We start from the raw sequence: 25,259 nt of genomic DNA, 5'->3' as shown, positions 1-25,259 counted from the left end.
TTACCCCGGCCGCCGACCTCAGTCGCGGGCGCGCTGGGTGGCCGCGACGCAGGCGAGGACGACCACGGCGGTGACGGCGGCGAGGGGCGGGAGCCGTTCGCCCATGAGCAGCACCGACCACACCAGGGTGATCAGCGGCTGCGCGAGCTGGATCTGACTCGCCCTGGGCACCCCGATCGCGGCCATTCCCCGGTACCAGACGACGAAGCCGCCGAACTGGGACACCGCGGCGACGTAGACCATGCCGACGACCGCCTTCGCGGTCGGATGCACCGGCTCCCAGGGCAGGGACAGGGCCGTGACCAGGACGGACACCGGCAGCGCGGCGACGACTCCCCAGGCGATGACCTGCCAGCCGGGCAGGTGGGAGGCGAGGCGGCCGCCCTGGGCGTATCCGGCGGCGCACACCAGCAGGGCGCCGAGGAGGTACGCGTCGCCGAGCGTCGGCCGACCGTGGCTCTGCTGGAGGGTGAAGGCGGCGACGGCGAGGGCGCCGAGGACTGCGGCCGTCCAGAACATACGCGAGGGGCGCCGGCCGGTCAGGGCGGCCGAGACGGTGGCGGTGGCCAGCGGCAGTACGCCGATGACGACGGCCGAGTGCGCGGTGGTCGAGGTCCGCAGGGCGAGCGTGGTCAGCAGCGGGAAGCCGACGACGCAGCCGCCGGCGACCGTGAGCAGGCCGGGCCAGTGCCGGCGCCCGGGCACCGGCACCCGGGCCCCCAACAGGCAGGCAGCGGCGAGCAGTCCGGCCAGCAGACCGCGTACGCCGGTCGCCGTCCACGGGCCGAAGCCGTCCAGGGCCCACACGGTGGCCGGGAAGCTGAAGGAGAAGGCCACGACGCCGAGGGCGGCCAGGGCGGTGCCGCTGCCGACCGCTATCGCCGAAGTGGGAGTATTGCTATCGTGTGTCGTCATGAATGACGGTAGCAGTGTGGCTCAACTGGCCGCGAGCTTGCGGAATGAGCTGAGCCGCTACTCCAATGGTGAGAAGCTGCCCTCCAGCAGGGTGCTGGTGACGCGGTACCAGGTCAGTCCCGTGACGGTCTCCCGGGCGATCGCGACCCTCACCGCCGAAGGGCTCGTCACCTCCCGCCCCGGCGCCGGGGTCTTCAAGGCCGGCGCGCGTCGGGCGGCGGGCGCGGTCGGCGACGTCTCCTGGCAGGAGGTAGCCCTGAGCGCCGGGTCGCCGCGCGGCAGTGTCGGTGGGGGCGCCGCGGCGGTGCTGGCCGCGCTCACCACACCGCCGCCCGAGGTCATCGACCTCAACGGCGGCTATCCGCACGCGGGTCTCCGGCCGGAACGGGCGCTGGCCGCCGCGCTGGCCCGGGCCGGGCGCAGGCCCGGCACCTGGTCCCGTCCCCCGGTGGAGGGGCTGACCGAGCTGCGGGACTGGTTCGCCCGCGACATCGGCGGGCCGGGTGGCTCGCTCAGCGCCTCGGACGTCCTGGTCACCGCCGGGGGTCAGAGCGCCCTCACCACCGCGCTGCGGGCGCTGGCCGCCCCGGGCTCGCCGGTCCTGGTCGAGTCCCCCACCTACCCCGGCCTGCTCGCCGCCGCCCGCGCCGCCGGGTTGCGGCCCGTCCCGGTGCCGGTCGACGCCGACGGGGTGCGTACCGATCTGCTGGCCGAGGCGTTCGAGGCCACCCGGGCCCGGGTGTTCGTCTGCCAGCCGCTCTTCCACAACCCCACGGGGACGGTGCTGTCGCCGCAGCGGCGTACGGCCGTGCTCGGGATCGCCCGGGCGGCGGGCGCCTTCGTGGTCGAGGACGACTTCGCCCGCCGGCTCGCGCACGCCGACGCCCCGCCCCTGCCGCTCCCGCTGGCCGCCGACGATCCGGACGGCGTCGTCGTCCATGTCCGCTCGCTGACCAAGGCGGCCTCGCCGAGCCTGCGGGTCGGAGCGCTGTCCGCGCGCGGCCCGGTGCTGGAACGGTTGCGGGCGATCCAGGTCGTCGACAGCTTCTTCGTCCCCCGCCCGCTCCAGGAGACCACGCTCGAACTGGTCGGCTCGCCCGCCTGGGCGAGCCATCTGCGGGCGCTCGCGGGAGCGCTGCGGGACCGCAGGACCGCCCTGCTCGCCGCGCTGGGCGGCACGCTGCCGACGCTCCTCCCGCGTCGGCCGCCACTCGGCGGGTACCACGTGTGGCTACGGCTGCCCGACGGCACGGACGAGCCCGCCGTCGTCGCGAACGCCCTGAGCCGGGGCGTGGCGGTCACGGCCGGCGCCCCCTACTTCCCCGCCGAGCCCCCGGCCCCCCACCTCCGCCTGAGCTATGCCGCGACGCCGGGCACGACCCAGTTGGAGGAGGCCGTACACCGCCTCGCCGAAGCACTCCCGTCCCTACGGACCCCCGCGGGCTCCTAGCCACCCGCCGGCAGGCACCAGCGCGCCCCCACGACGCTCGGCGACATCCCCGGACAGCCCGGCCATCAAGCGGCGGCCGCCCGCACCGATCCCGCCCCCGAACTCCCCCGCCCGCACGCCTCGACCGAAAGCGGCGGACAACCAACCCGGACCGAAGACACGCGCGCGGCACGCGGGGCCTGACGTCAACGAACTTGGCCGTTCCGTACGCTGCCTGGCCATCCCGCCCGAACCGACCGTGTGCCCGACCCGGGCCGACGCGCAGCGAGCGGTGAACCAGACTCGGCCGACATCCCGGGCCGCAGGGCCGACGCACTCGGCCGACCCGGGCCGGGACGTCACCTGGGCTCAACAGTCATCCGCGCCGCCCGTCAGCCCCATGGGCCGCCATGCCTGCGCTCACCTCGAACCCGGCGGGGGCGCGCGGCGCACTCGGGCGGGAGATCAACGAGTTCGGCCTTCATGGGCAGCGCCCGTCCCCCGGCTCAGGCCGCAATACCCACGCACGCGGCCGACCCGGGCCGACACGGCCCCGAATCGCGCGCGGCGAAGCCGGCCGTCATGCGCACCGGTCACCGGCGCGGCGCGCCCGCAACCCGGCGCCGTGCGCGGCCAATCCGAGAAACCGTTCTGCGCCTCGGCTGCCGAGCCACCGGCCCGCTCAGGCGACCGAGCGGGCGGGCGCCTGGAATCAGGCGCGAACGGACGGCCGACCAAGCGGCCGTCATTGGCCCTGACCCCGGGCCGGCACGCCCAGCGAACCCGGCGGCGCGGCGCGCGACAAGGCCGGGGCCGGCCGTCAACTGGCAGCAGTCGTCGGGCCGTCCGGGCCCTCGAACACGGTCCGCCGCCAGGGGACTTGGGCGCCCCGACCGGGCTCAGCGCAGTGGCGTCGTGGGCCACAGGGGCGAGGGGGCCGTGTGGTCGGCGGTGCGGAGGACGCGGAGGACGTTGCGGCCGGTCAGCTTGGCGAGTTCCGCCGCGGACCAGCCGCGCGAGGCCAACTCACCGAGCAGGTAGGGGTATCCCGTTACGTCGGACAGGCCCGTGGGCTGGCGGTCGATGCCGTCGTAGTCGCCGCCGAGGCCGATGTGGTCGACGCCCGCGACCTCGCGGGCGTGCTCGATGTGGTCGGCGACCTGCGCGAGCGTGGCCTCCGGGCGCGGGTGCGCGTCGAGCCAGCGGCGCAGCCGGGCGTCCTGCGGCCCGGCCCGCAGCGCGGCGATCTTCGGCGCGAACTCCGCGGCCACGTCCTCCGCCCGCTCCCCCGCCCCCGGCGACCGCGGCCATGTCCAGGCGGTGGCCGGCAGTTCCAGCCGGGCCCGCTCCGCGGCGAGCGCCGCTCCCCACTCGGCGACCTCCGCGGAGACGAAGGCCGGGACGAAGGTGAGTTGGAGCACGCCCCCGTTGTCCCGGAGCAGTTCGAGCACGACGTCGGAGACATTGCGCGGATGGTCGGCCACCGCCCGCGTGGAGGAGTGACTGAAAATGACCGGCGCCGTGGACACCGCGAGCGCGTCGAGCTGAGTGGACTCGGCGACGTGCGAGAGGTCCACCAGGACGCCGAGCCGGTTGAGTTCGGCGACGAACGCCCGCCCGGTGTCGTTGAGGCCGCCGACCGCCGGAGCGTCCGTGGCGGAGTCCGCCCAGCCGGTGTTGTCGTTGTGGGTGAGCGTGACGTAACGGACGCCCAGCCGCGCGAAGGCCCGCAGTACGGCGGGCGAACCGGCCAGGCTGTGCCCTCCCTCGATCCCCAGCAGCGAGGCGATCCGGCCGTCGGCGAAGGCGCGTTCGACGTCGTCGGCGGTGTAGGCGATCCGCAGGTCGTCGGGGTAGCGGGCGACGAGCCGGTAGACCGCGTCGATCTGTTCCAGCGTGGCGACGGCCGCCGCGGGCTCCGGCAGGCTCGACGCCACGTACACCGACCAGAACTGCGCCCCGACCCCGCCGGCCCGCAGCCGCGGGATGTCGGTGTGCAGGTCGGGCCGGCCCTCGTCCAGTCCCTTGACGCTGGAGCCGTAGCGGGCCCGCAGCGCGACCGGCAGGTCGTTGTGCCCGTCGAACACCGGCGTGTCCCGCAGGACCTCCGCCACCAGCTCGGCGTGTGCGTGTCCGTGTGCGTGTGCGTGAACGGTCTCGGTCGTCATCGCGGTGTCTCCCCGGTCGGCTGAAGCGTGATGGTCCCGGGCGGCGTCGGTCCGCCGGAAGCCGCGGAGACCCCCGGCATCACGGTCGGCTCCGCCCGTCTGCGGGCCTGCCGTACGGGATCGGGTACGGGCAGCGAGGCGATCAGCCGCCGCGTGTACTCCTCCCTCGGCTCCCCCAGCACCTGCGCCGCCGTACCGGACTCGACCAGCCGCCCCCGGTGCAGTACGGCCACCCGGTCCGCGACCTGCTCGACGACCGCGAGGTCATGGCTGACGAAGAGCGCGGCGAACCCCAACTCCGCCTGGAGTTCGGCGAAAAGGTCCAGCACGGTGGCCTGTACGGAGACATCGAGCGCGGAGGTCGGCTCGTCGGCGATCAGCAGCCGGGGCCGCAGGGCGAGCGCGCGGGCCAGGCTCGCCCGCTGCCGCTGGCCGCCGCTGAGTTCGTGCGGGTAGCGGTCGGCGTACGCGCGCGGGAGATGGACGGACTCCAGCAGCGCGCCGACCCGCTCGCGGATCTCCTGGCGGCCCAGCTCCGCGCGGTGGACATGGAAGGGCTCGGCGACGCAATCGCCCACCGTCATCAGCGGGTTGAAGCTCGTCGCCGGGTCCTGGAAGACGAAGCCGATCTGCCCGGCCCGGCTGCCGAGCGTGGCCCGGCGCCCGCCCCGGCGTACCGGCAGCCGCTCGCCGAGCACGGTCAGCGTGCCGCCGCTGACCGCCGTGAGCCCGGCCACCGCCCGGCTGATCGTGGTCTTCCCCGAACCGCTCTCGCCGACCAGGCCCAGCACCTCGCCCGCCGCGATCGTGAAGCTCACCCCGTCCACGGCCCGGAACGGCCGGCTCCCCAGCCGCCCGGGAAAGTCCACGACCAGCCCCTCCGCGGCCACGACCGGCTCGCGCCCGGCAGCGGCCGGCTCCCCCGTCCGCTCCCCGGCCGGCCCCGCTCCCCTCGTCCGTCCGGACCCGAAGTCCGGTACGGCGGCGAGCAGTTCGCGGGTGTACGGGTGCTCGGGCGCGGCGAAGAGCGTACGGACCGGCGCCTCTTCCACGATCCGGCCGGACCGCATGACCGCCACCCGGTCGGCGAGGTCGGCGACGACCCCCATGTTGTGGGTGATCAGCAGGATCGCGGTGCCGAAGTCGGTACGGCAGCGGTGCAGCAGGTCGAGGATCTCGGCCTGCACGGTGACGTCCAGCGCGGTCGTCGGCTCGTCCGCGACGATCAGCCGGGTGCCGAGCGCCAGCGCCATCGCGATGACGGCCCGCTGCTTCTGCCCGCCGGAGAGCTGGTGCGGATAGTGGTCGACCCGGGTGGCCGGGTCGGGGATGCCGACCTTGCCGAGCAGGTCGACCGCCGCGGCCCGCCGGGAGGCCCGGGTGCCCTGGGCGTGCGCCCGCAGTCCCTCGGCGAGCTGCCAGCCGATGGTGAAGACGGGGTTCAGGGCGGTGGACGGCTCCTGGAAGACCATGGCGGCGTGCGAACCGCGCAGCGCGCGCAGCCGGGCCGGTGTCGCGGTCAGTACGTCCTCGGGCGGTACGCCGTCGGCGCCGCCGAGCAGGACCCGTCCGGTGGCGGTCGCGGTGGAGGGCAGCAGCCCGAGTACGGCCCTGGCCGTCACCGTCTTGCCGCTGCCGCTCTCGCCGACCAGCGCGAGCACTTCGCCCTCGGCCACCGTGAGGTCGACCCCGCTGACGGCGCTCGCCCGGCCCGCGTCGGTGGCGAACGAGACCCGCAGGTCCTCGATCCGCAGCAGCTCACTCATCGGACGTGCCTCCCTTGCTCGGCAGATCGGTCGACGGCAGGGCACCGGGCGTTGCCCCCGCGTCGGCACCAGACAGCACGTCCCCCGAAGGCCCGCCCGCCGCGCCGGTCGGCCCGGCCGCACCGGATTCCCCGCCCGCGGCGCCCGCGCCCGGCGGCCCTGCCACGACAGAAACCGTGGTGGAGAACCCGGCCGGTGCGTCCCCGCCGCGGACCCCGACCCCGACGGCGTCCGCGGTCCCGCCCGCCGGCCCCTCACCGGCCGCGGCCCGCTCCCCGGCGGACGCCTCGTCCCCACCGGCGTCCCCACCGGCGTCCCCTCCGGCGTCCGCCCCCGCGTCCCGCCGTCTGCGCAGCCTCGGGTCCGCCAGATCGTTCAGGCTCTCGCCCAGCAGCGTGATCCCCAGCACGGTCAGCACCATCGCGATGCCCGGTGCCAGCGCCGTCCACCAGATCCCCGACGTGACGTCGGCGACCGACCGGTTGAGGTCGTAGCCCCACTCCGCCGCCGAGTTGGGCTCGATGCCGAAGCCGAGGAAGCCGAGCCCGGCCAGGGTCAGGATCGACTCGGAGGCGTTGATGGTGAGGATCAGCGGCAGCGTCCGCACCGAGTTGCGCAGTACGTGCCGGACCATGATCCGCCACCGCCCGGCGCCGATGACCCGGGCGGCCTCCACGAACGGCTCGGCCTTCACCCGGATCACCTCGGAGCGCACCACCCGGAAGTACTGGGGTACGAACGCCACGGCCACCGAACAGGCCGCCGCGCCCAGCCCGCCGTACAGACTGGACTGGCCGCCGCTGATGACGATCGACATGATGATCGCCAGCAGCAGGGAGGGGAACGCGTACATGGCGTCGGCCAGCCCGACCAGCAGCCGGTCCGGCCAGCCGCCGAAGTAGCCGGAGACCAGGCCGAGCAGCACCCCGGCGAAGACCGACAGGACCAGCGCGGCCACGATGATGCCCAGCGCGGTCCTGGTCCCCCACAGCGTGCGCGACAGGACGTCGTAACCGGCGATGGTGGTGCCCAGCGGATGGCCGTGGCCGGGACCCTGCTGCGAGCCGAAGAGCACACCGCCTGACTGCAACTGGGCGTATCCGTAAGGCGCGAGCAGGGGGGCGAACAGCGCGGCGAGCAGAAAGAGCGCGGTCAGCGCGGCGCCGGTGAGCAGCATGCCCCGCTGGAGTCCGACGCTGCCGCGCAGCCGCCCGGGCAGCGCGATCCGGAACGGGTGGCGGCGGGTGTCACGGCGTGGGCCGCGGGTCGGGAGCGTGGCGGCCATCAGTACCTCACCCGGGGGTCGAGCAGCGCGGCGACGACGTCGACCAGGAAGTTGGTGACCGCGACGACGACCGCGAAGAGGGCGACGATGCCCTGCACGGCGGCGAAGTCCCGTACGGTCAGATAGTGGGCCAGCTCCCAGCCGAGTCCCTTCCACTCGAAGGTGGTCTCGGTGAGCACCGCCCCGCCGAGCAGCCCGGCGATCTGGAGGCCGAGCACGGTGACGATCGGGATCAGCGCCGGTTTGAGCGCGTGCCGGCTGATCAGCCGGAAGGGCCGTACTCCCCGGGAGCGGGCGGCGTCGACGTAGTCCGCGGAGAGCGTGCCGGTGAGGTTGGCGCGGACCAGGCGCAGCAGCACCCCGGCGACCAGCAGCCCGAGGGCCAGGCCGGGCAGCACGGCGTGCCGCAGCACGTCGGCGACCGCCGAGCCGTCACCGCTGCGCAGGGCGTCGACCAGGTAGATGCCGGTGGTGCTGATCTGGTTCTGGAGTTCGAGCTGCACCTCGGTCCCGGCCCGGCCGGAGACGGGCAGCCAGCCGAGCCAGATCGCGAAGACGAGTTTGAGCAGCAGTCCGACGAAGAACACCGGCATGGCGTAGCCGAGGATCGCCAGCAGCCGCAGTACGGCGTCGGGCGCCCGGTCCCGGTAGCGGGCGGCGACCATGCCCAGCGGCAGGCCGAGTGCGAAGGCCACCAGCAGCGCGTACCCGGCCAGTTCGAGGGTCGCGGCGCCGTAGGTGCGCAGCACCTGGGAGACGGCCTGGTTGTCGGTGGCGGTACGGCCGAAGTTCCCGGTGGCGACCGAGCGGAGGTATTCCAGGTACTGGGTGAGCAGCGGGCGGTCGTATCCGGCCTGGTGGAGTTTGGCGTGCAGCTGGTCCGGGGTGAGCCGGTCGCCGAACGCGGTGCTGATCGGGTCCCCGGTGGCCCGCATCAGAAAGAAGACGATGCTGACCAGGACGAACACGGTGGGGAAGATCAGCACGAAGCGTATGGCGAGGTAGCGGACGAGTCCGCTGCCCAGCAGCCGCCCGGCCCGGCCCGCGGCGGCCGGCGGCTGCGCGGTGTCCTCGGGCGGGTCGATGTCGACCAGTGCTGTCACGTTGTGCACCTGCTCCCGCGTGTGGTGGCCGCGGGGACGCCCGGCACCGGGCCGGGCGTCCGCGCGGACTCCGTCTGGTGGACGGTCACTTCTTGGTGAGCTCCGCCCAGCGGAACGAGTACGCGCTGGTCAGCTGGTCCGGTACGCCGCTGATGCCGGCGCGGGTCACGATCGCGGTGGAGCCCTGGAGCAGCGGCAGCAGCGGGATGGTCCGGGCGACCTTGTCCTGGATCTGCTGGATGATCGCGGTGCGCCTGGCCGGGTCGGTCTCGGTCTCCTCCTGCTTGACGAGCTTTTGGACCTCGGTGTCCTGGTAGCCGTTGGAGACCCAGCTGTTGGCGGCGTAGAAGGAGGCGAGGTAGTCGTCGGCGTCGAGGTAGTCGGCGTACCAGCCCAGCTGGTAGAGCGGGTACTGGTCGGCGACCCGGTCCTTGCCGTACTGCGCCCACTCGGTGGACTGGAGGTTGACCTTGAACAGGCCGGTGGTTTCGAGCTGGGTCTTGATCAGCGCGTACTCGTCGGAGGACGACGAGCCGTAGTGGTCGGTGTTGTACTGGAGGTTGAGCGTGACCGGGGTGGTGACGCCGGCGTCCTTGAGCTTCTTGGCGGCCGCGGCCTTGTCGGGGCCGCCGTTCTTGTCGCCGTAGAGGGGCTTGAAGGAGTCGGTGGCGCCGGTGATGCCCTCGGGCACGGAGGAGTAGAGCGCCTGGTAGGTGCTCTTGTAGACCTGCTGGGCGAGTTGGGCCCGGTCGACGGAGTCGGCGACGGCCTGCCGGACCGCGAGCGCCTTGGCCGGGTCGGCCTGCTTGGTGGCCGAACCGTAGGGCTGGGTCTTGAAGTTGAAGACGATGTAGCGGATGCCGTTGCCGGAGCCGGTGTGGACCGTGATGCCCTTCTTGGTGGACAGGTCCTGGAGGTCGGCGATGGTCAGTGTGCGGTAGACGACGTCGATGCTGCCCTGCTGGACGTCGAGCTTGAGGTTGCTGGCGTCGGTGTAGTACTTCAGCCGCACCTTCGGGGCCTTCGGGGTGCCGAGCAGGCCCTGGTAGGCGCTGTTGGCGCTGAAGGACACCAGCGAGTTCCGGTCGTAGCTGTCGATCCGGTAGGGGCCGTCCCAGGGCTTGGCGGCGATGATCGCGGTGTCGTCGAGGATCTTGTCGGCGGGGAAGACCTCTTCGTCGACGATGAGCCCGGCGCTGGTGGAGAGCACCTGCGGGAAGAGCGAGTCGTTGGCCGACTTGAGGGTGAACACCGCGGTGGCCGGGTCGGGGGCCTCGACCTTGGCGAGGTTGTGCAGCAGGGACGAGGGGCCGTTCTTGTCGGCGATCCCGAGCTGCCGGTCGAAGCTGAACTTGACGTCGGAGGAGGTCAGTTCGTGCCCGTTGGCGAACTTCAGACCGGGCTTGAGGGTCACCGTGTACTGCGTCGGGCTGCTCAGCTTGATCGACGCGGCCAGGTCGGGCGAGACATCGGAGGAACCGTTGGGGGTGCTGAGCAGGGTCGCGTAGACCTCGCTCTCGATGGTGCCGGAGCCGGCGTCCCAGGAACCGGCCGGGTCGAGGCTGGAGACCTGGTCGGTGGTGCCTATGGTGACCGCCTTGGCGCCCTGTTGCCCGGAGTCCTGGGCGCCGTCGTCAGATCTGGTGCTGGTGCACGCGGCCAGGGTGAGCAGTGCGGCCGTGCCGAGCGACACGGCGGCCAGGCCGTCGCGGACGAGCGGGCGGCGGGAGGAGCGGCCGGGAAGGGAACGCCGGGAGGAACGGAGTGTCATGGTGGGTCTCTGCTCTCGCGTCTGCGTGTGGAGGCGGGCCCGCGGCGCGTGGCGCGCCGGGCGTCGCAAGGGAGTCGGATCACGCGCCCGCCGACACGGACGCCGCCGCGCTGCCCGGCGGGGCAGCGGGTGTGGCGCCGGAAGGGGGCGGGGTCAGCGGCGTCCCGGCCGTCGTCGGGGACGGCCGGAAAGGCGGCCGCGGGGGCGGCCGGCCGAGGTCAACTCCGACAGAGCGAGCTGCACACGAGCAGCAGATCGATGTGGCGGCGGCTGAAGAGCGCCGCGGCCGGGGGCGTGGGGCGCACTGCGGCGTACGGCAACCCGATGGGCCCGGTCACGCCGTCCTCCCCCTGGTCGGTCCGGCGCTGGGCCGGTGTTCGCGCTTGCGGGACGCGGCGTCCCGCCGAGCCTTCACCTGGAGCACCTCACCGCGTCGGAGGGTTGCTGTCCGGCAAGCCAGGGCTTGAGCACCGGAACTCGTGGCGTGGGAGCAAGTTAGATCAGGCGTTCCCCGCCGGTCAAGAGCCTTCGGCAGCACCGGAGTTCGTGAGCCGTCACGCGCGTGGGCCTCAACTGCCCGACACACCGGTCGTCTTGTCGACAAAGAGAGGCGAACACGCCGTAAAAGTGCCCTTATGCGAGGAACGTTCACCTGATCGACCACCGGTCGGGGGCGACACGCCAGGCCGCTCGCGGTGCCGCCGCGTCCGCCGGCGCGACCCCTACCGCGCGCGTCCCGAAACCGCCTCGATTGCCGCCGGCGCCGGCGTGGCCGCCGAGGAGATTTTCCCGCCGCGGCGGTACCTGAACCGCCGGCAGGGCTCCTCGACGAGGTAGTACGAGGCCAGGGCCGCCGCGAAGGACGTGCCGAGCGTGGCGGGCAGCAGCATCCGGTCGACGCCGAGGTCGCTCAGCGCGTGCATCAGCGGATAGTGCCAGAGATACAGCCCGTAGCTGAGGTTGCGGCCGACCCACGCCAGCGGCAGCAGCGACAGCAGCCGGGCCAGCGGCGCGCGGGGCCGCAGTTCGAGCGAGGCGAGCAGGACCACCGTCAGCAGCGCGATCACCAGGAAGCCGACGGTGTAGACGGGCTTCGTCCAGGCGCCGGCCCCGGTGACCGGCACCCGCCAGGCGATCAGGCAGAGCAGCGCCAGCGCGGGCGGCCACAGCCGGGCCGCCCAGATGCCCAGCGTCCGCCGCCAGGGGTTGTCGGTCCCGAGCCGGGCGAGCAGGATCGCCAGTACGGCCCCGGCGAGCAGTTGGTCGGCCCGCGTGTCGGGGCCGTTGTAGATGCGGTGGGCCTGGGTGGGGTCCCACAGGTGGAAGCGCCACAGCACCGGCAGCAGCGCGAGCACGCTCACGGCGACCAGCACCGTACGGGCGGACAGCCGGCGCAGCAGGGCCAGCAGCAGCGGTGGCCACAGCAGATAGAACTGCTCCTCGACGCCGAGCGACCAGGTGTGGCCCAGGGGCGCGGTGACCCCGGAGTACGCGCCGGACTGGGCGGCCCTGACGATGTTGACCAGGGAGGCGGCGGCCAGCAGCGCGGCCGTCCAGCCGTTGGTGAAGCTCTGCAACGGCGAGAGCGTCAGCGCGGCGGTCAGCGCGCAGACCACCAGGAGCGCGGGCACCAGCCGCAGCCAGCGCCTGCGGTAGAACTGCCGCAGCCCGATGTCCCCGGTGCGGGCGTACTCGGCGATCAGCAGCCGGGTGATGACGAAGCCGCTGATCGTGTAGAAGACATCGACCCCGATCGATCCGCCGGGCAGCATCCCCTCGTTGAAGTGGTAGACGATGACGAGCATCACGGCCAGCGTCCGCAGCCCGTCGATCCCGTCCACCCGGCCGCCGGATCTCGCCGCCGAGGGGAAGACGCCGGGCTCTCCGCGCGGCGCTTCCGGTCGGGTGGCGGTCGGCTGGGCGGTCGTGGGATCTGAACTGGTCACGCTGTTACCGCTTCCCGGCTGTCGCTGGTTGATGGCAAGTACATCTGCCTCACACAACCAGCGGTGCACTAAGAAGGTGATAAAGCGGAACGGCAGATTCACACGACCTGCACAGCAGCGGGACAGTTGCTGCGCCGAACGGGTGAAGACCCCATGGGCCTCACCCGCCCCACACGCACCAGCCCACAAAGCCCGGGCGGAACCCGGGAACACCGCGCACACCCCGGGGAGCCCGAAGCCCCCGGGGAGAGCCTCACCCCACGGACGAGTACGCCACGACCCCCCGCAGCAGCCCGTCCACGGCCTTGCGCGCATTGCGCCGCACCGGGCTGTTCTCCGGCGCCGCGTTCCCGATCTGGCCGAGTACGTCGATGAGTTGCTTGCACCAGCGCACGAAGTCACCGGCCGGCATGTCGGCATCGGACAGCACGGAGTCCAGGGTGTGCCCCGACGCCCAGCGGTAGGCGGCCCAGGCGAAGCCCAGGTCGGGTTCGCGCTGGCCCACGCCCTCGGTCTGGTTGATGTGGTGGTCCTCCTCCAGGGCGTCGAGGCGCCCCCAGATACGGACCATCTCGCCCAGCGCCGCCTTCGCGTTGCCGGTCGGCAGCTTGGGCGCGACCGCGTCGTCGGCCTGCCGCGACTCGTAGACCAACGCCGAGGCGCACGCGGCCAGTTCGGCCGGGCCCAGGCCGTCCCACACCCCGTCGCGCAGGCATTCGCTGGCCAGCAGGTCGAGTTCGCCGTAGAGCCGGGCGAGCCTGCGGCCCTCGGGGGTGACCTGGTCGCCGTCCAGGTAGTCGAGTTCGGTCAGCACCCCGCACACCCGGTCGAAGGTCCGCGCGATGGTGTTCGTACGGCCCTCGATACGCCGCTCCAGCTGCTGGGTGTCCCGGCGCAGCCGGTGGTAGCGCTCGGCCCAGCGGGCGTGGTCCTCGCGGTCGTCGCAGCCGTGGCAGGGGTGCGCGCGGATCGCGGCGCGCAGCCGGGCGATCTCGGTGTCGTCGGCCGCGGCCGAGCGCTGCCTGCGGTGCCGCGCGGGCTCGGCCCACCCGGCGGTGCCCGCCTTGGACCGCATCGCGGAGGCCAGATCACGCCGGGACTGCGGGCTGCGCGGGTTGAAGGACTTGGGGATCCGCATCCGGTCCAGCGCCTCGACGGGCACCGGGAAGTCGAGCTCCGCGAGCCGCTTGACCTGCCGCTCGGCGGTGAGCACCAGCGGGCGCGGCCCGTCGTGGTACTCCTCGCCCCGGCGCGGTCCTGCCGCCCGGCCCGCGGGCACCCCGGGCTCCAGTACCAGCGCGAGCCCGGCGTACTTGCCCGCGGGGACATGGATGATGTCGCCCGGCTTGAGCTTCTCCAGGGCGTCCGAGGCGGCCGCGCGGCGCTGGGCGGCGCCCTGCCGGGACAGCTCGGCCTCGCGCTCCTTCAGCTCGCGGCGCAGCCGCATGTAGTCGTCGAAGTCGCCCAGGTGGCAGGTCATCGACTCCTTGTAGCCGTCGAGACCTTCCTCGTTGCGCTGCACCTGCTTGGAGATGCCGACCACCGAGCGGTCGGCCTGGAACTGCGCGAACGACGTCTCCAGCAGCTCGCGCGAGCGGTGCCGCCCGAACTGCCCGACCAGATTGACCGCCATGTTGTACGACGGCTTGAACGACGACCGCAGCGGATACGTACGGGTGCCGGCCAGGCCCGCGACGGCGCCCGGGTCGAAGCCGCGCTGCCACAGCACCACGGCGTGGCCCTCGACGTCGATGCCGCGGCGCCCGGCGCGCCCGGTGAGCTGGGTGTACTCGCCGGGGGTGATGTCGGCGTGGGTCTCGCCGTTCCACTTCACGAGCTTTTCCAGCACCACCGAGCGGGCCGGCATGTTGATGCCAAGCGCCAGGGTCTCGGTGGCGAAGACCGCCTTGACCAGGCCCTTGACGAACAGCTCCTCGACGACCTCCTTGAAGGTCGGCAGCATGCCCGCGTGGTGGGCCGCGATACCGCGCTCCAGGCCCTCCAGCCACTCGAAGTAGCCCAGGACGTGCAGGTCCTCGTCGGGGATGGCCCGGGTGCGCTCCTCGACGATCTCCCGGACCCGGGCCCGGCCCTCGTCGTTGTTGAGCCGCAGGCCCGCGTGCAGACACTGCTGTACCGCGGCCTGGCAGCCGGCCCGGCTGAAGATGAAGGTGATGGCGGGCAGCAGGCCCTCGGCGTCGAGGCGGTCGATCACCTCGGCCCGGCTGGGGGTCCAGATCCGGCTGCGGGAGCGCCGCTCGCGCTCGCGGTCGGCCTCCCGGCCGCGCTTGGCCCGCGGGTTGTACGTGCGCTGGTTCTCCATCCGGGCGAGCCGTTCGAGGTCCGTGTTGACCTCGCGGCGGCCGCGGGGGTCGTCGGGCCCGGACTTCTCCTCGAACAGGTCGTACATCCGGCGGCCGGCCAGGACGTGCTGCCACAGCGGCACGGGCCGGTGCTCGGAGACGATCACCTGGGTGTCGCCGCGCACGGTGTCGAGCCAGTCGCCGAACTCCTCGGCGTTGGAGACGGTCGCGGACAGTGACACCAGGGTCACGGACTGCGGGAGGTGGATGATCACCTCCTCCCAGACGGCGCCGCGGAAGCGGTCGGAGAGGTAGTGCACCTCGTCCATCACCACATAGCCGAGGCCGTCGAGGGCGGCGGAGCCCGCGTAGAGCATGTTCCGCAGGACTTCCGTGGTCATCACGATCACGGGGGCGTCGCCGTTGACACTGTTGTCACCGGTCAGCAGGCCGACCTTGTCGGCGCCGTAGCGCTTGGCGAGATCGCCGTACTTCTGGTTGGACAGGGCCTTGATGGGCGTGGTGTAGAAGCACTTGCGGCCCTCGGCGAGCGCGAGATGGACGGCGAACTCGCCGACGATCGTCTTGCCGGAGCCGGTGGGGGCGGCGACCAGGACGCCGCTGCCGGCCTCCAGTGCCTGGCAGGCCTCTATCTGGAACGGATCGAGGCCGAACTCGTACAGCTCGCGGAACTGGGCGAGTGCGGTGGCGTTTTCCTCGGCGCGGCGACGACTGGCGGCGTAGCGCTCGGCGGGGGACATCTCATCGGTCATCTCGTTCACGAGCCTACCCGGCAGCACCGACACAGCGCGTGATCTTTATGCCTCCGGATCGGCTTTCGGGAGCACGGTTGCCCTGGGGGTCGGCTCCCCCGCCCCCGTCACACCAGCAGCCGCAGCGCTCCCGGTACGGTTTCGGCGGTCAGCGGCAGCGGTCCGATCCGCTCCCCGTCGGCGTACCCGGTCAGCTCCCCGCCGCCGTCCACCGCCAGCCGGACCCGGGCCGCGCGGTGCACGGTGACCACCGGGTGCGTGGGGTGGGTGCCGCGGTAGACCCGGGGGAAGACCCTCAGCAGGGTGGTCCGGCTGCACGGGCCGACCACGCACACGTCGAACAGCCCGTCGTCCATCACCGCGTCCGCGCATATCCGCATCCCGCCGCCGTACGAGGAACCGTTGCCGACCGCGATCAGCGTGGCCTCGATCTCCCGCTCCGGCGCGTCGTCGAAGCGCACCCGGTACGGGATCGGGCGCAGGGCGGCCAGCTCGGCGAGCATGGCGACGTCGTAGCGGAGGCGGCCGCGCGGCCGGCGCATCCGGTTGCCGCGGTCGTTGACCCGGGAGTCGAAGCCCGACGCCAGGACCGTGCCGAACCAGCGCTCGCCGGTCCTGCCGAGGTCCAGCTCCCGGCCGCCGCCCTCGCGCAGGGCCCGGGCGACGGCGCCGGCCGCGGCGGCGGGGTCGCGGACCGGCAGGCCGGTGGCCCGGGCGAAGTCGTTGCCGGTGCCGACCGCGACGACGCCGAGCGGGGTGCCGGTCCCGGCCACGGCCTGAAGCGCGAGCGAGACCATGCCGTCGCCGCCGACCGCCACGACGGCCCCGGTGCCGTCCGCGACGGCCGTACGGAGCCGGGCCAGGGCGTCGGCCGCGTCCTCGCCGACGACCGTCCGCACGCCGTACCCGGCGTCCCGCAGCACACGGGCCGCGGGTCCGGCGGCGCGAACGCCCCGGCCGCGGCCCGCGGTGGGATTGACGAAGAGGGTGATCTCGCTGGTCACGGCCGGACCCTATCCCGGATCGGCGGACGGATCAGCCGGCCGGGAAAGTACGCGGGAGGACCGGCAGGACCGGGACCGGCCCCGGCTCAGGTCGCGTCGTCGTAGTCGTCGTCGGCCGCGCGGCGCTCGGCCTCGGCGTCGAAGGACTGGGCGCCGATCTGCTCGGGGATGTGGTCCAGGCTGGACGCCTCGTCCTCGTCGAGACCGAAGTCCGGGTCGGCGGCGCGGCGGCGGGCCCTGCGGCGGTCGTTGAAGAAGCAGATGCCCATCGCCAGGAAGTACAGCAGGACGATCGGCGCGGCCAGCAGGGACATGGTGAGCGGGTCGCCGGTCGGTGTGGCGACGGCGGCGAAGACGGTGATGCCGATCACCATGCCGCGCCACCAGCCGAGCATACGGCGGCCGCTGACCATGCCGGTGAAGTTGAGCAGCACCAGGATCAGCGGCAGTTCGAAGGCCAGGCCGAAGACGACCACCATGCGCACGACGAGGTCGATGAAGTCGTCGAGCGCCAGCAGGTTGGTGGTGTCCTTCGGCACGAAGCCGATCATGATCTTGGCGGTCTGCGGCAGGATCGCGTATGCCAGCGCCGCGCCGGCCAGGAAGAGCGGGACGCCGGTGCCGACGAAGCCGAGGGTGTAGCGCTTCTCGTTCTTGTGCAGGCCGGGCGCCAGGAAGGCCCACAACTGGTAGAGCCACACCGGCGAGGCGCCGATGATGCCGGCCATCAGCGAGACCTTGAGGGCGATCGAGAAGCCGCCCAGCAGACCGTTGACCGTCATCTCGGCGCAGGGGCGGCCGTTGGCCTGGTGCCCCAGGCCGTTGGCGCACTTGACCGATTGGAGGATCGGGTGCTGGAAGACGCTGATGATGTCCTTGTAGAAGAACGCCGCCACGATGGTGACGGCGACGATGGCAAGGACCGACTTCAGCAGCCGGTTGCGCAGCTCACGCAGGTGGTCCGCGAGGGGCATCCGCCCCTCGGGGTCCCTCTCCTGCTTGCGGGCAGTCTTGAGCACCCACGTCCTCGTCTCGTGCGGCAGCCGTCGGCGGCGCGTATCGGCTTTGTCCTACACCCGGGGTCCGGCCGCCGGGACGGCGGTCGGACCTGGTCGTCGATCCGGGATCAGCTCTGGGTGGTGGTCGTACGGTCCGGCTCGGCGACCGGGCGGGCACCGGTGGTGTCGCCGGGCGCGGCCTTGATCGTACGGGCCGCGGTGGTCTCCTGCGCCGTCGGCTCCGCGGGGGCCGTCGAGCCGTCGTTCTTCATGGCCTTGGCCTCGCTCTTGAGGATGCGGGCCGACTTGCCGAGCGACCTGGCCACATCGGGCAGCTTCTTGGCGCCGAAGAGCACGATGACGACAAGAAGGATGAGGCCGATCTCCAGGGGCTTGAGATTGCCGAGCATATTAGGTCTACCTTCTCACCGGGGGCGGCGTGGTCCGTGCGTCTGCGGGGTCCCGGCGTCCGGACCGGGGTCAGGACACCGCGCTCGCTTGCGATCGTAGCGTGCGCCGGCGAACGCGGGAGAGTGTCCCGGTGTCCGCCCGGCGTGCGACCCCCGCCGCTCTCCGTCGCGGGTCGCCCGAGTCAGCGTACCCTTCCCCGCCGGGGACGCGGCAGGCTCAGCGGCGCGCGATCTTCCCGGCCTGCTCGGCCACCGGCCGGGCCGAGCGTTGCAGCCGCTCGCTCGCGGCGGTCAGCGCCTCGGTGCTCGCGGCGACCTGTCCGGCCAGTTCCCGCACGGCCGCGAAGACCCGTACGGCGGGGACGGCGAGCACCAGGAGGCCGGCGGTCGACAGGCCGACGTACAGAAAGAGCCACCACATGGGCCGCGAGCCTACCGTCTCCGGCCGGGCCCGGCGGTCGGCGCGGGCGCGGGCGCGGGCGCGGGCGCGCGATGAGCATGTCGGCGCGGGCGGGCGGTGCATGTCGGCACGGGCGTACGGCGGTCGCGGTCAGTGCAGCCGCATCGTGCGCACGCCGCCGCCGGTGAGCAGTTCCACGATCCGCTCGCCCGCGGGTTTGCGGACCGGCTCCTGGCACTCGGGGCAGGTGAAAGAGTAGAAGGTGGTGCGGGCCGAGGCTCCGATGGCCAGCCGCAGCGCGACCGCGGCCAGTTCGAAGTTCGCCCGGCAGTGCGGGCAGCCCGCCCGGAACAGCACGGGACCCGCCGGGACCGGCGGGCAGGCGGTGGTGGTCGTCCCCTCCGTCATGTCCCTCGACCCCCCCGATTCCACCGCTTCTCCCGATGCCCTCATTCCCCGTACGCGGCCAGCGCCGTGACGGCCGCCTCCCGCGCGTCGGCGGCCAGCACCGCCGGTGACACGATCCGCCCGTCGCGGCCCAGACGCAAGGCCAGCCGGCGCAGCGACCCCGGGTCGGGGGTGCGCAGGGTGATCCGCAGCCCGCCGTCGGGCAGTTCCTCGGCGCTGTCGTGCGGGTAGTACTCGGCGACCCAGCGTCCGCCGGGCCCGACCTCGATGACCACCTCGGGGTCGTCGCCCGCGGGCTGGACCAGGCCCTGCGACAGGTCGCGCGGCTCGATCCGCGGCGGGTCGGAGGGCTCGTCGAGCAGCCGGATCTCGGCGACCCGGTCGAGCCGGAAGGTACGGCGGTCCTCCGACAGCCGGCACCAGCCCTCGAAGTAGGTGTGGCCGACGGCGAACAGCCGGATCGGGTCCACCTCGCGCTCGGTGAGGGCGTCGCGGGCGGGCGAGTAGTAGCGGATCCACAGCAGTCGCTGCTCGGTGATCGCCCGGTCCACGGTGGCGAAGACGCTGCCCTCGGCCTCGAAGGTCACCGACAGCTGGGCGCTGGCCCCGGCCACCTCGCCCGCCGCGGCCTCCAGCTTGGCGCCCGCGCGCAGCAGCGCCTGCCGGTCGCGGTCGCGCAGCCCCGGCAGATTGGCCACCGCGCGGGCGGCCACCAGCAGCGCGGTGGCCTCGTCGGAGGCCAGCCGCAGCGGCTGGGCCACGTCGTCGGCGGTGCCGGGGTTGTGCCACCAGATGCGTTCGCCGTCGGTGTCGATGTCCAGCAGATCGCCGCCGCGGAAGCTCGTACCGCACAGCGGCAGCACATTGAGGTCGCCGATCAGCTCGGCCTCGGTCACCCCGAAGGCCCGCGCCACCTCGCTGACCCGCGCGCCGGGCCGCTCGCGCAGATACGTCACGAGGGACAGCATCCGCCGGGTCTGATCGATCGCGTTGCTCATACGCCCGTTCCCTGGTCCGCCCGGTCCGTGCCCGCCCACACCGGCGCCGTCACCCTCGCCGCCCCGCCCACGGCCCTCAGCCCTTCGCCACGGCGCGCAGCCGGTCCAGGACGCCGGCCCGCAGCTCGTCCGGGGCCAGGACCACCACATCGGGGCCGAACTCGGCCAGCCAGGCGTCCAGTCCGTGCCCGTACGGGATCTCCAGTTCGTCCCAGTCGGCGTCGACCGGGGTGGTGGTCACCGCCCGGGAGCGCAGCGGATAGCCGCTGTCGCGGCGCAGCCTGATCCGGGCGGTGGCGATCGTGACGCCCTCCCCGGCCCAGCGGGCGACGATCTCGCGGACGTCCACATGATCGGGCACCTCGGCGGTGAAGGAGCCGCGGGCGCGGACCTTGCCGGAGATCCGGGAGAGCCGGAAGACGCGTACGGCCCCGCGGTCGCGGTCGTGCCCGGCCAGGTACCAGTGGCCGCGCCAGCACTCCAGCGCCCAGGGCTCGACCAGCCGCGGCTCGGGGCGTACCGCGCTGGTCTTGCGGTAGTCGAAGGCGACCGCCCGCCGCTCACGGGTGGCGAGCATCAGCGCCTCGAAGGCCGGCTCGGGCGCGGGGATACGGGGTTCGAGCACGCTGCTGGTGGCCTCGTACGGCACCCCGGCCGCGCGCAGCTTCTGCAAGGCGCCGCTGGCGGCCTCGGCGAGGCGGGCCTGCTGCCAGACCTTCGCGGCCAGGCCGAGCGCGGCGGCCTCCTCGGGGTCGAGGGCGATGTCGGGCAGCCGGTTGCGGTCGCTGCGGGCGAGATAGCCGTACTCGCCCTCGAAGTTCTCCACGGTGTCGATGACCAGGCCGAGTTCGCGCAGGTCGTCCTTGTCCCGCTCGAACATCCGGTTGAAGGAGTCGTCGGAGGTGACCTCGTGGTACGCCTCGATGGACTCGCGCAGCTCACGTTTGCTGACCGGCCGCCGGGCGTTCATCAGGCACAGCGCCAGATTCATCAGCCGCTCCGCCTTGGCGATCGCCATCCCGCACCCTTCGTTTCCACTCTCGATCGCTGACCGTACCGCGACCGGCTCCAGGTGCCAAAAGGCCCCCGCGCGGGGCGGGGGCCTGGGGAGAGCGGCAGCCCTCAGACGGAGACCAGGTCGCAGACGAAGATCAGCGTCTCACCGGGCTTGATGGCGCCGCCGGCGCCACTGTCGCCGTAGGCGAGGTGCGCGGGGATGATCAGCTGGCGGCGTCCGCCGACCTTCATACCCTGCACGCCCTGGTCCCAGCCCGCGATGACCCGGCCGGCGCCCAGCGGGAAGCGCAGCGGGGCGCCGCGGTTCCAGCTCGCGTCGAACTCCTCGCCCGTGGAGAAGGCCACGCCGACGTAGTGGACGGAGACGGTGTCCCCGGCCTTGGCGACCGGTCCGTCGCCCTCCCAGATGTCCTTGATCTCCAGTTCGGCCGGCGGTTCGCCGCCCGGGAAGTCGATCTCGGGCTTCTCGATGCTCACGTGGATGCTCCTTGTGCTGTTGCGGGCAACCCGGACAGTCTTACAGAATCGCCAGGATGTCCAACGTGAAGACCAGCGTGGAGTTGGCCGGAATGCCGTCCTGGGCCTTGTCCTGGTAGGCCAGTTCGGGCGGTGTCACCAGCATCACCCGGCTGCCGGACTTCTTGCCCACCAGGCCCTGCTGCCAGCCCTGGATCAGGTTGGCCAGCGGGAAGGCGGCCAGCTCGCCGTGGCTGTAGCTGGAGTCGAACTCCTTGCCACCGTCCCACAGCACGCCCTTGTACTGGAGCAGCAGGGTGTCGGTGGCCTTCACCTCGGGGCCGTCGCCTTCGAGGATGTACTCCGAGACCAGCTTGGTGGGCGCCTTGACCTTGGGCACGGTGATGGACGGCGGGGCGCCGTTGGTGTTGGCGCCGACCTTCGGCAGGTTCGCGTCGTTCTGGGCGACGGCCTTGCCGGTGACCGAGCTCTTGCCGTTGTACCGGTTCAGGATGTCGACGACGAACACCAGCGTGTCGGTGCCCGTGATGCCCGCGTCGGCGTTGCCGGAGTCGCCGTAGCCCAGCGACGGCGGAATGGCCAGCTCGATACGGCTCTTGACCTTCTCGCCCAGCAGACCCTGGTCCCAGCCGGGGATGACCTTCCCCTGGCCGATGACGGTCGTGTACGGGCCGCGGCCGAAGGAGGTGTCGAAGACCTTGGCGGTGTCCCAGATCTGGCCGAGATAGTTCACCTCGACATAGTCGCCGCCGGCGATCGCGGGGCCGTCGCCCGCGATCACGGTCTTGACGGCGAGCTGCTTCGAGGGGGTGCCCGTCCCCTTGGCGATGGTCGGCTTCTGACCGAAAGCGGTGCCCGCGGTGATGTCCGGGACCGGGCCGGTGACGGTGTCGGACTTGGGCGAGGTGGTCGGCGAGGCCGTCGACGGTGAGCTGGACGACGCCGAATCGCCCTTCTTGTCATTACTACTGCCGCAGCCGGCGGCGGTGAGCATGAGCGCGGGCACGGCGAGCAGGACGGAGCGTCGGCGCACGGGTTTCCTCGTTCGGGTCGTGGGGGCTGGGAGCTGGCTAGGGTTGCCGTCCCACACCCTACGGCGTGCCACAGGCCCCGTACGAGATCCGCACGGGGCCTGTGCGCGCGCTGTGACGCCTCCGCCCCGGCCACGGAGTCCGAGGTCGGGGCGGTTCGGGTCCTGAATCGGGGGCGCCGCTCCCCGGCACCGGAAGCCGGGGCCCGGGAGAGCGGGGCCGGGTCCCGGCTACATGCCCGCGATGAGCTTCTCCACCCGGTCGTCGACCGACCGGAAGGGGTCCTTGCACAGCACGGTCCGCTGCGCCTGGTCGTTGAGCTTGAGATGCACCCAGTCGACGGTGAAGTCGCGGCGCTGCTCCTGGGCACGGCGGATGAAGTCGCCGCGCAGCCGGGCCCTGGTGGTCTGCGGGGGCACCGACTTGGCCTCGAAGATCTTGAGGTCGTCGCAGATCCGCTTGGCCTGGCCCTTGCGCTCCAGCAGGTAGTACAGCCCGCGCCTGCGGTGGATGTCGTGGTAGGCGAGGTCTATCTGGGCGACCCGGGGGTGGGACATGGTGATGTTGTCCCGGTTGCGGTACCGCTCGATGAGCTGGTACTTCATCACCCAGTCGATCTCGGTGCCGATCCTGGACAGATCGCCGCTGCCGATGGACTCCAGGGCGCGGCCCCACAGTTCGAGCACCTGCTCGATGACGCCGCTGCGGATACCGCGGCGCTCGCAGAACTCGACGGCCTTGGAGTAGTACTCCTGCTGGATGTCGAGCGCGGACGCCTCCCGGCCCGAGGCGAGCCGGACCTTGCGGCGGCCGGTGATGTCGTGGCTGACCTCGCGGATGGCCCGGATCGGGTTCTCCAGGGTGAGGTCGCGCATGACGGTGCCGGCCTCGATCATCCGCAGCACCAGGTCGGTGGCGCCGACCTTGAGCAGCATCGTGGTCTCGGACATGTTGGAGTCGCCGACGATGACATGCAGCCTGCGGTACCGCTCGGCGTCGGCGTGGGGTTCGTCGCGGGTGTTGATGATGGGGCGGGACCGGGTGGTGGCGGAGCTGACACCCTCCCAGATGTGCTCGGCGCGCTGGCTCACGCAGAAGACGGCTCCGCGCGGGGTCTGCAGCACCTTGCCCGCGCCGCACAGCAACTGCCGGGTGACGAGGAAGGGAATGAGGATGTCCGCCAGCCGGGAGAATTCCCCGTGCCGTGCCACCAGATAATTCTCGTGGCATCCGTAGGAGTTCCCGGCCGAGTCGGTGTTGTTCTTGAACAGGTACACATCTCCCGCGATGCCCTCTTCGTGAAGGCGCCGTTCGGCGTCCACCAGAAGACCTTCGAGGATGCGTTCACCGGCCTTGTCGTGCGTGACGAGTTCGGCGACGTTGTCGCACTCGGGAGTGGCGTACTCCGGGTGCGAACCCACGTCGAGATAGAGGCGGGCACCGTTGCGGAGGAAAACATTGCTGCTACGGCCCCATGACACGACACGGCGGAAGAGGTAGCGCGCCACCTCGTCAGGGGACAGACGCCGCTGTCCCCTGAACGTGCATGTGACGCCGTACTCGTTCTCCAGCCCGAAAATGCGGCGGTCCATGTCTGAACATTACGCCTGATGCGAGGAGCTGAAACGGGGTTCGGCCGGTCCGTTTCGATCTTTTTCCGGTCGGGTTTCGAGGTTTGGAACCGTCAGGATTCGGCCGGTCGACAGCAGTACGAGCATCGCGACCGCCCCACCGGCCGCGGCCACCGCGTATCCGGTCCCCGCCCCGCCGTGTTGGGCGGCCAGCCCGGCGGCGGCCGTGCCGAGCGCCGAGCCGACGCCGGCCGCGGTCACCACCCAGGAGAACGCCTCGGTCACCGTGCCCGCCGGGGCGTGCCGGTCCACCACCAGGAAACCGCAGGCCAGAGTGGGTGCGAGAAACACCCCGGCGAGCGCGGCGAGCGGCAGCATCCACGGCAGGCCGGGCACGAACAGCAGCGGCGGATAGCACAGCGCCAGACCCACCGACAGCGCGCGCAGCCGCCGCTCGGGGACCCCGGACCAGGTCCGGGCGCCGTAGACGAGCCCGCCGATCAGCGCCCCGGCGCCGTTCGCGGCCAGGACGTACGCGGCGACCGGACCGCCGCCGTGCGCGTCCCCGTAGGCGACGGCGGCGAGCGCCACGGCGCCCAGCGCGATGCCGACGAAGAAGCAGGCGCCGAGCAGTACGACCAGGCCCGGCGAGCGCAGCGCGCCCAGCCAGTGCGGCGCGCGGTCCTCGGCGCGCCACTCCCGCGACGGCCGGGCGGTGACCACGACCAGCGTGCCCGCCACGCCGAGCGCCCCGGTCAGCACCACGGCGACGGCGTGCGAGGAGGCCGAGACGAACAGCGTCACCAGCAGGGGGCCGAGCGCGAACAGCACCTCCTGGGCGGCGGCGTCCAGCGCGTACGCCTTGTGCACGCGTGCCTCGTCGCGCAGCACGTTCGACCACAGCGCCCGCAGCCCGCCCTCCAGCGGCGGGGTGGCCACGCCGGCCAGCAGCACGGCCACGACGGCCAGCGGCAGCGGCGAGGGGCCGGTGACGGCCAGCAGTACGAAGCCGGCGGCCGACAGCAGCGCGGCCGCGGTCATCACCCGCGGCTGTCCGCGCCGGTCGACGGCCCGCCCGAGCAGCGGCTGCCCGACGGCCACGGCCCCGCCGTACAGCGCGGACAGGGTGCCGGCCAGCCCGTATCCGGCCCCCTGCGAGCGCAGGAAGAGCACGATGGCGAGCGCCGCCATGGCGTTGGGCAGCCGCCCGAGCAGCGTCCCGCCCAGCAGCCTGGCGGCGTGCGGAGTCCGCAGCAGATCCCGGTACCCGCTCGCCATGCCCGCTCCTCCGCAGTGTTACGTATAACGTGGTGCGCCATACGTACCATGTCGCAAGCCCGCGGGTCCACCGCGAGGCGCTGGTTTCCGACAGCGGAGAGCGAGGACCACGTGGGGCACGGTCACGGCGGCATTCCCCCGGCCGGGCCCGGCCGGTCGTACGCCGGGCGCGGCGGCTCAGGGGCGGGGGCGCGGTGAACGGGGGCGC

20 protein-coding genes and 1 riboswitch are annotated in these 25,259 nt (G+C 72.6%); of the genes, 1 reads left to right on the top strand and 19 read right to left on the bottom strand.

Translation table 11 applies throughout. The features are described 5' to 3' along the window. Window positions 1-18: 18 nt before the first annotated feature. Window positions 19-915 carry a DMT family transporter gene (locus tag OHA30_RS29840; RefSeq protein ID WP_328916980.1) on the bottom strand — a complete coding sequence of 299 codons (897 nt, stop codon included), beginning with the start codon at window positions 913-915 and terminating at the stop codon, window positions 19-21. Between OHA30_RS29840 and OHA30_RS29835 the strand changes: the two genes are divergently transcribed. Next, window positions 914-2,365, top strand: a complete 1,452-nt coding sequence (locus OHA30_RS29835) for an aminotransferase-like domain-containing protein (RefSeq protein ID WP_328916979.1) — start codon at window positions 914-916, stop codon at window positions 2,363-2,365. The genes OHA30_RS29840 and OHA30_RS29835 overlap by 2 nt on opposite strands. Before the next feature lie 878 nt (window positions 2,366-3,243). Here the strand turns inward: OHA30_RS29835 and OHA30_RS29830 are convergent. The 18 genes from OHA30_RS29830 to OHA30_RS29745 form a co-directional block, all read right to left on the bottom strand. After that, window positions 3,244-4,512 carry a dipeptidase gene (locus OHA30_RS29830; RefSeq protein WP_328916978.1) on the bottom strand — a complete coding sequence of 423 codons (1,269 nt, stop codon included), beginning with the start codon at window positions 4,510-4,512 and terminating at the stop codon, window positions 3,244-3,246. Next, a complete protein-coding gene (locus OHA30_RS29825; protein ID WP_328916977.1) occupies window positions 4,509-6,278 on the bottom strand; it encodes an ABC transporter ATP-binding protein in 1,770 nt (589 codons plus the stop codon). Before OHA30_RS29825 ends, OHA30_RS29830 begins: the two co-directional genes overlap by 4 nt. Beyond that, window positions 6,271-7,563: an ABC transporter permease gene (locus OHA30_RS29820; protein ID WP_328916976.1), complete on the bottom strand. Its 1,293-nt coding sequence runs from the start codon at window positions 7,561-7,563 to the stop codon at window positions 6,271-6,273. Before OHA30_RS29820 ends, OHA30_RS29825 begins: the two co-directional genes overlap by 8 nt. Then, window positions 7,563-8,666: an ABC transporter permease gene (locus OHA30_RS29815; protein WP_328916975.1), complete on the bottom strand. Its 1,104-nt coding sequence runs from the start codon at window positions 8,664-8,666 to the stop codon at window positions 7,563-7,565. Before OHA30_RS29815 ends, OHA30_RS29820 begins: the two co-directional genes overlap by 1 nt. A gap of 85 nt (window positions 8,667-8,751) precedes the next feature. Continuing rightward, window positions 8,752-10,437, bottom strand: a complete 1,686-nt coding sequence (locus OHA30_RS29810) for an ABC transporter substrate-binding protein (protein WP_328916974.1) — start codon at window positions 10,435-10,437, stop codon at window positions 8,752-8,754. Window positions 10,438-10,811: 374 nt separating this feature from the next. Beyond that, window positions 10,812-10,922: riboswitch (SAM riboswitch) on the bottom strand. Window positions 10,923-11,159: 237 nt separating this feature from the next. Continuing rightward, window positions 11,160-12,383, bottom strand: a complete 1,224-nt coding sequence (locus OHA30_RS29805; RefSeq protein WP_328916973.1) for an acyltransferase family protein — start codon at window positions 12,381-12,383, stop codon at window positions 11,160-11,162. A 253-nt stretch (window positions 12,384-12,636) separates the two neighbouring features. Beyond that, complete coding sequence (locus tag OHA30_RS29800; protein ID WP_328916972.1) at window positions 12,637-15,459, bottom strand: DEAD/DEAH box helicase; 2,823 nt, start codon at window positions 15,457-15,459, stop codon at window positions 12,637-12,639. Window positions 15,460-15,566: 107 nt separating this feature from the next. Then, window positions 15,567-16,463 (bottom strand): diacylglycerol kinase, encoded by an 897-nt coding sequence (locus OHA30_RS29795; RefSeq protein WP_328916971.1) that lies wholly within the window; start codon window positions 16,461-16,463, stop codon window positions 15,567-15,569. An 86-nt stretch (window positions 16,464-16,549) separates the two neighbouring features. Further along, entirely contained in the window at window positions 16,550-17,482 is a 933-nt protein-coding gene (tatC, locus tag OHA30_RS29790; RefSeq protein ID WP_328916970.1) for a twin-arginine translocase subunit TatC, read from the bottom strand. A gap of 107 nt (window positions 17,483-17,589) precedes the next feature. Continuing rightward, a complete protein-coding gene (tatA, locus tag OHA30_RS29785) occupies window positions 17,590-17,871 on the bottom strand; it encodes a Sec-independent protein translocase subunit TatA (RefSeq protein WP_328916969.1) in 282 nt (93 codons plus the stop codon). A 217-nt stretch (window positions 17,872-18,088) separates the two neighbouring features. After that, a complete protein-coding gene (locus OHA30_RS29780; RefSeq protein WP_328916968.1) occupies window positions 18,089-18,292 on the bottom strand; it encodes a hypothetical protein in 204 nt (67 codons plus the stop codon). Window positions 18,293-18,421: 129 nt separating this feature from the next. After that, window positions 18,422-18,679 (bottom strand): hypothetical protein, encoded by a 258-nt coding sequence (locus OHA30_RS29775; protein ID WP_328916967.1) that lies wholly within the window; start codon window positions 18,677-18,679, stop codon window positions 18,422-18,424. Window positions 18,680-18,720: 41 nt separating this feature from the next. Beyond that, a complete protein-coding gene (locus OHA30_RS29770) occupies window positions 18,721-19,677 on the bottom strand; it encodes a helix-turn-helix transcriptional regulator (protein WP_328916966.1) in 957 nt (318 codons plus the stop codon). A 76-nt stretch (window positions 19,678-19,753) separates the two neighbouring features. Next, window positions 19,754-20,695 carry a helix-turn-helix transcriptional regulator gene (locus tag OHA30_RS29765; protein ID WP_328916965.1) on the bottom strand — a complete coding sequence of 314 codons (942 nt, stop codon included), beginning with the start codon at window positions 20,693-20,695 and terminating at the stop codon, window positions 19,754-19,756. Window positions 20,696-20,799: 104 nt separating this feature from the next. After that, on the bottom strand, window positions 20,800-21,171 hold the full coding sequence (locus OHA30_RS29760; RefSeq protein WP_328916964.1) for an FKBP-type peptidyl-prolyl cis-trans isomerase: 372 nt from the start codon (window positions 21,169-21,171) through the stop codon (window positions 20,800-20,802). Between the two features lie 40 nt (window positions 21,172-21,211). Beyond that, window positions 21,212-22,204 (bottom strand): FKBP-type peptidyl-prolyl cis-trans isomerase, encoded by a 993-nt coding sequence (locus OHA30_RS29755; protein WP_328916963.1) that lies wholly within the window; start codon window positions 22,202-22,204, stop codon window positions 21,212-21,214. A gap of 228 nt (window positions 22,205-22,432) precedes the next feature. Continuing rightward, window positions 22,433-23,794, bottom strand: coding sequence for a Pup--protein ligase (gene pafA / locus OHA30_RS29750; protein WP_328916962.1), 1,362 nt, complete (start codon window positions 23,792-23,794; stop codon window positions 22,433-22,435). Window positions 23,795-23,803: 9 nt separating this feature from the next. After that, window positions 23,804-25,051 carry an MFS transporter gene (locus tag OHA30_RS29745; protein ID WP_328916961.1) on the bottom strand — a complete coding sequence of 416 codons (1,248 nt, stop codon included), beginning with the start codon at window positions 25,049-25,051 and terminating at the stop codon, window positions 23,804-23,806. Window positions 25,052-25,259 lie beyond the last annotated feature (208 nt).

Source organism: Streptomyces sp. NBC_00223 (assembly GCF_036199905.1).
Lineage (GTDB): Bacteria > Actinomycetota > Actinomycetes > Streptomycetales > Streptomycetaceae > Actinacidiphila.
Note: the sequence above shows the minus strand (reverse complement) of the source record. Positions and strands in the feature narration are given on the sequence as shown.

Bases quoted from the DNA above. Each gene is read 5' to 3' on its own strand.
- OHA30_RS29820 (WP_328916976.1), bottom strand. From the start codon at position 7,563: ATGGCCGCCACGCTCCCGACCCGCGGCCCACGCCGTGACACCCGCCGC.
- OHA30_RS29800 (WP_328916972.1), bottom strand. From the start codon at position 15,459: ATGACCGATGAGATGTCCCCCGCCGAGCGCTACGCCGCCAGTCGTCGC.
- OHA30_RS29840 (WP_328916980.1), bottom strand. From the start codon at position 915: ATGACGACACACGATAGCAATACTCCCACTTCGGCGATAGCGGTCGGC.
- pafA (WP_328916962.1), bottom strand. From the start codon at position 23,794: ATGGACCGCCGCATTTTCGGGCTGGAGAACGAGTACGGCGTCACATGC.
- OHA30_RS29830 (WP_328916978.1), bottom strand. From the start codon at position 4,512: ATGACGACCGAGACCGTTCACGCACACGCACACGGACACGCACACGCC.
- OHA30_RS29745 (WP_328916961.1), bottom strand. From the start codon at position 25,051: ATGGCGAGCGGGTACCGGGATCTGCTGCGGACTCCGCACGCCGCCAGG.
- OHA30_RS29825 (WP_328916977.1), bottom strand. From the start codon at position 6,278: ATGAGTGAGCTGCTGCGGATCGAGGACCTGCGGGTCTCGTTCGCCACC.
- OHA30_RS29765 (WP_328916965.1), bottom strand. From the start codon at position 20,695: ATGGCGATCGCCAAGGCGGAGCGGCTGATGAATCTGGCGCTGTGCCTG.
- OHA30_RS29810 (WP_328916974.1), bottom strand. From the start codon at position 10,437: ATGACACTCCGTTCCTCCCGGCGTTCCCTTCCCGGCCGCTCCTCCCGC.
- OHA30_RS29835 (WP_328916979.1), top strand. From the start codon at position 914: ATGAATGACGGTAGCAGTGTGGCTCAACTGGCCGCGAGCTTGCGGAAT.
- OHA30_RS29775 (WP_328916967.1), bottom strand. From the start codon at position 18,679: ATGACGGAGGGGACGACCACCACCGCCTGCCCGCCGGTCCCGGCGGGT.
- OHA30_RS29770 (WP_328916966.1), bottom strand. From the start codon at position 19,677: ATGAGCAACGCGATCGATCAGACCCGGCGGATGCTGTCCCTCGTGACG.
- tatA (WP_328916969.1), bottom strand. From the start codon at position 17,871: ATGCTCGGCAATCTCAAGCCCCTGGAGATCGGCCTCATCCTTCTTGTC.
- OHA30_RS29780 (WP_328916968.1), bottom strand. From the start codon at position 18,292: ATGTGGTGGCTCTTTCTGTACGTCGGCCTGTCGACCGCCGGCCTCCTG.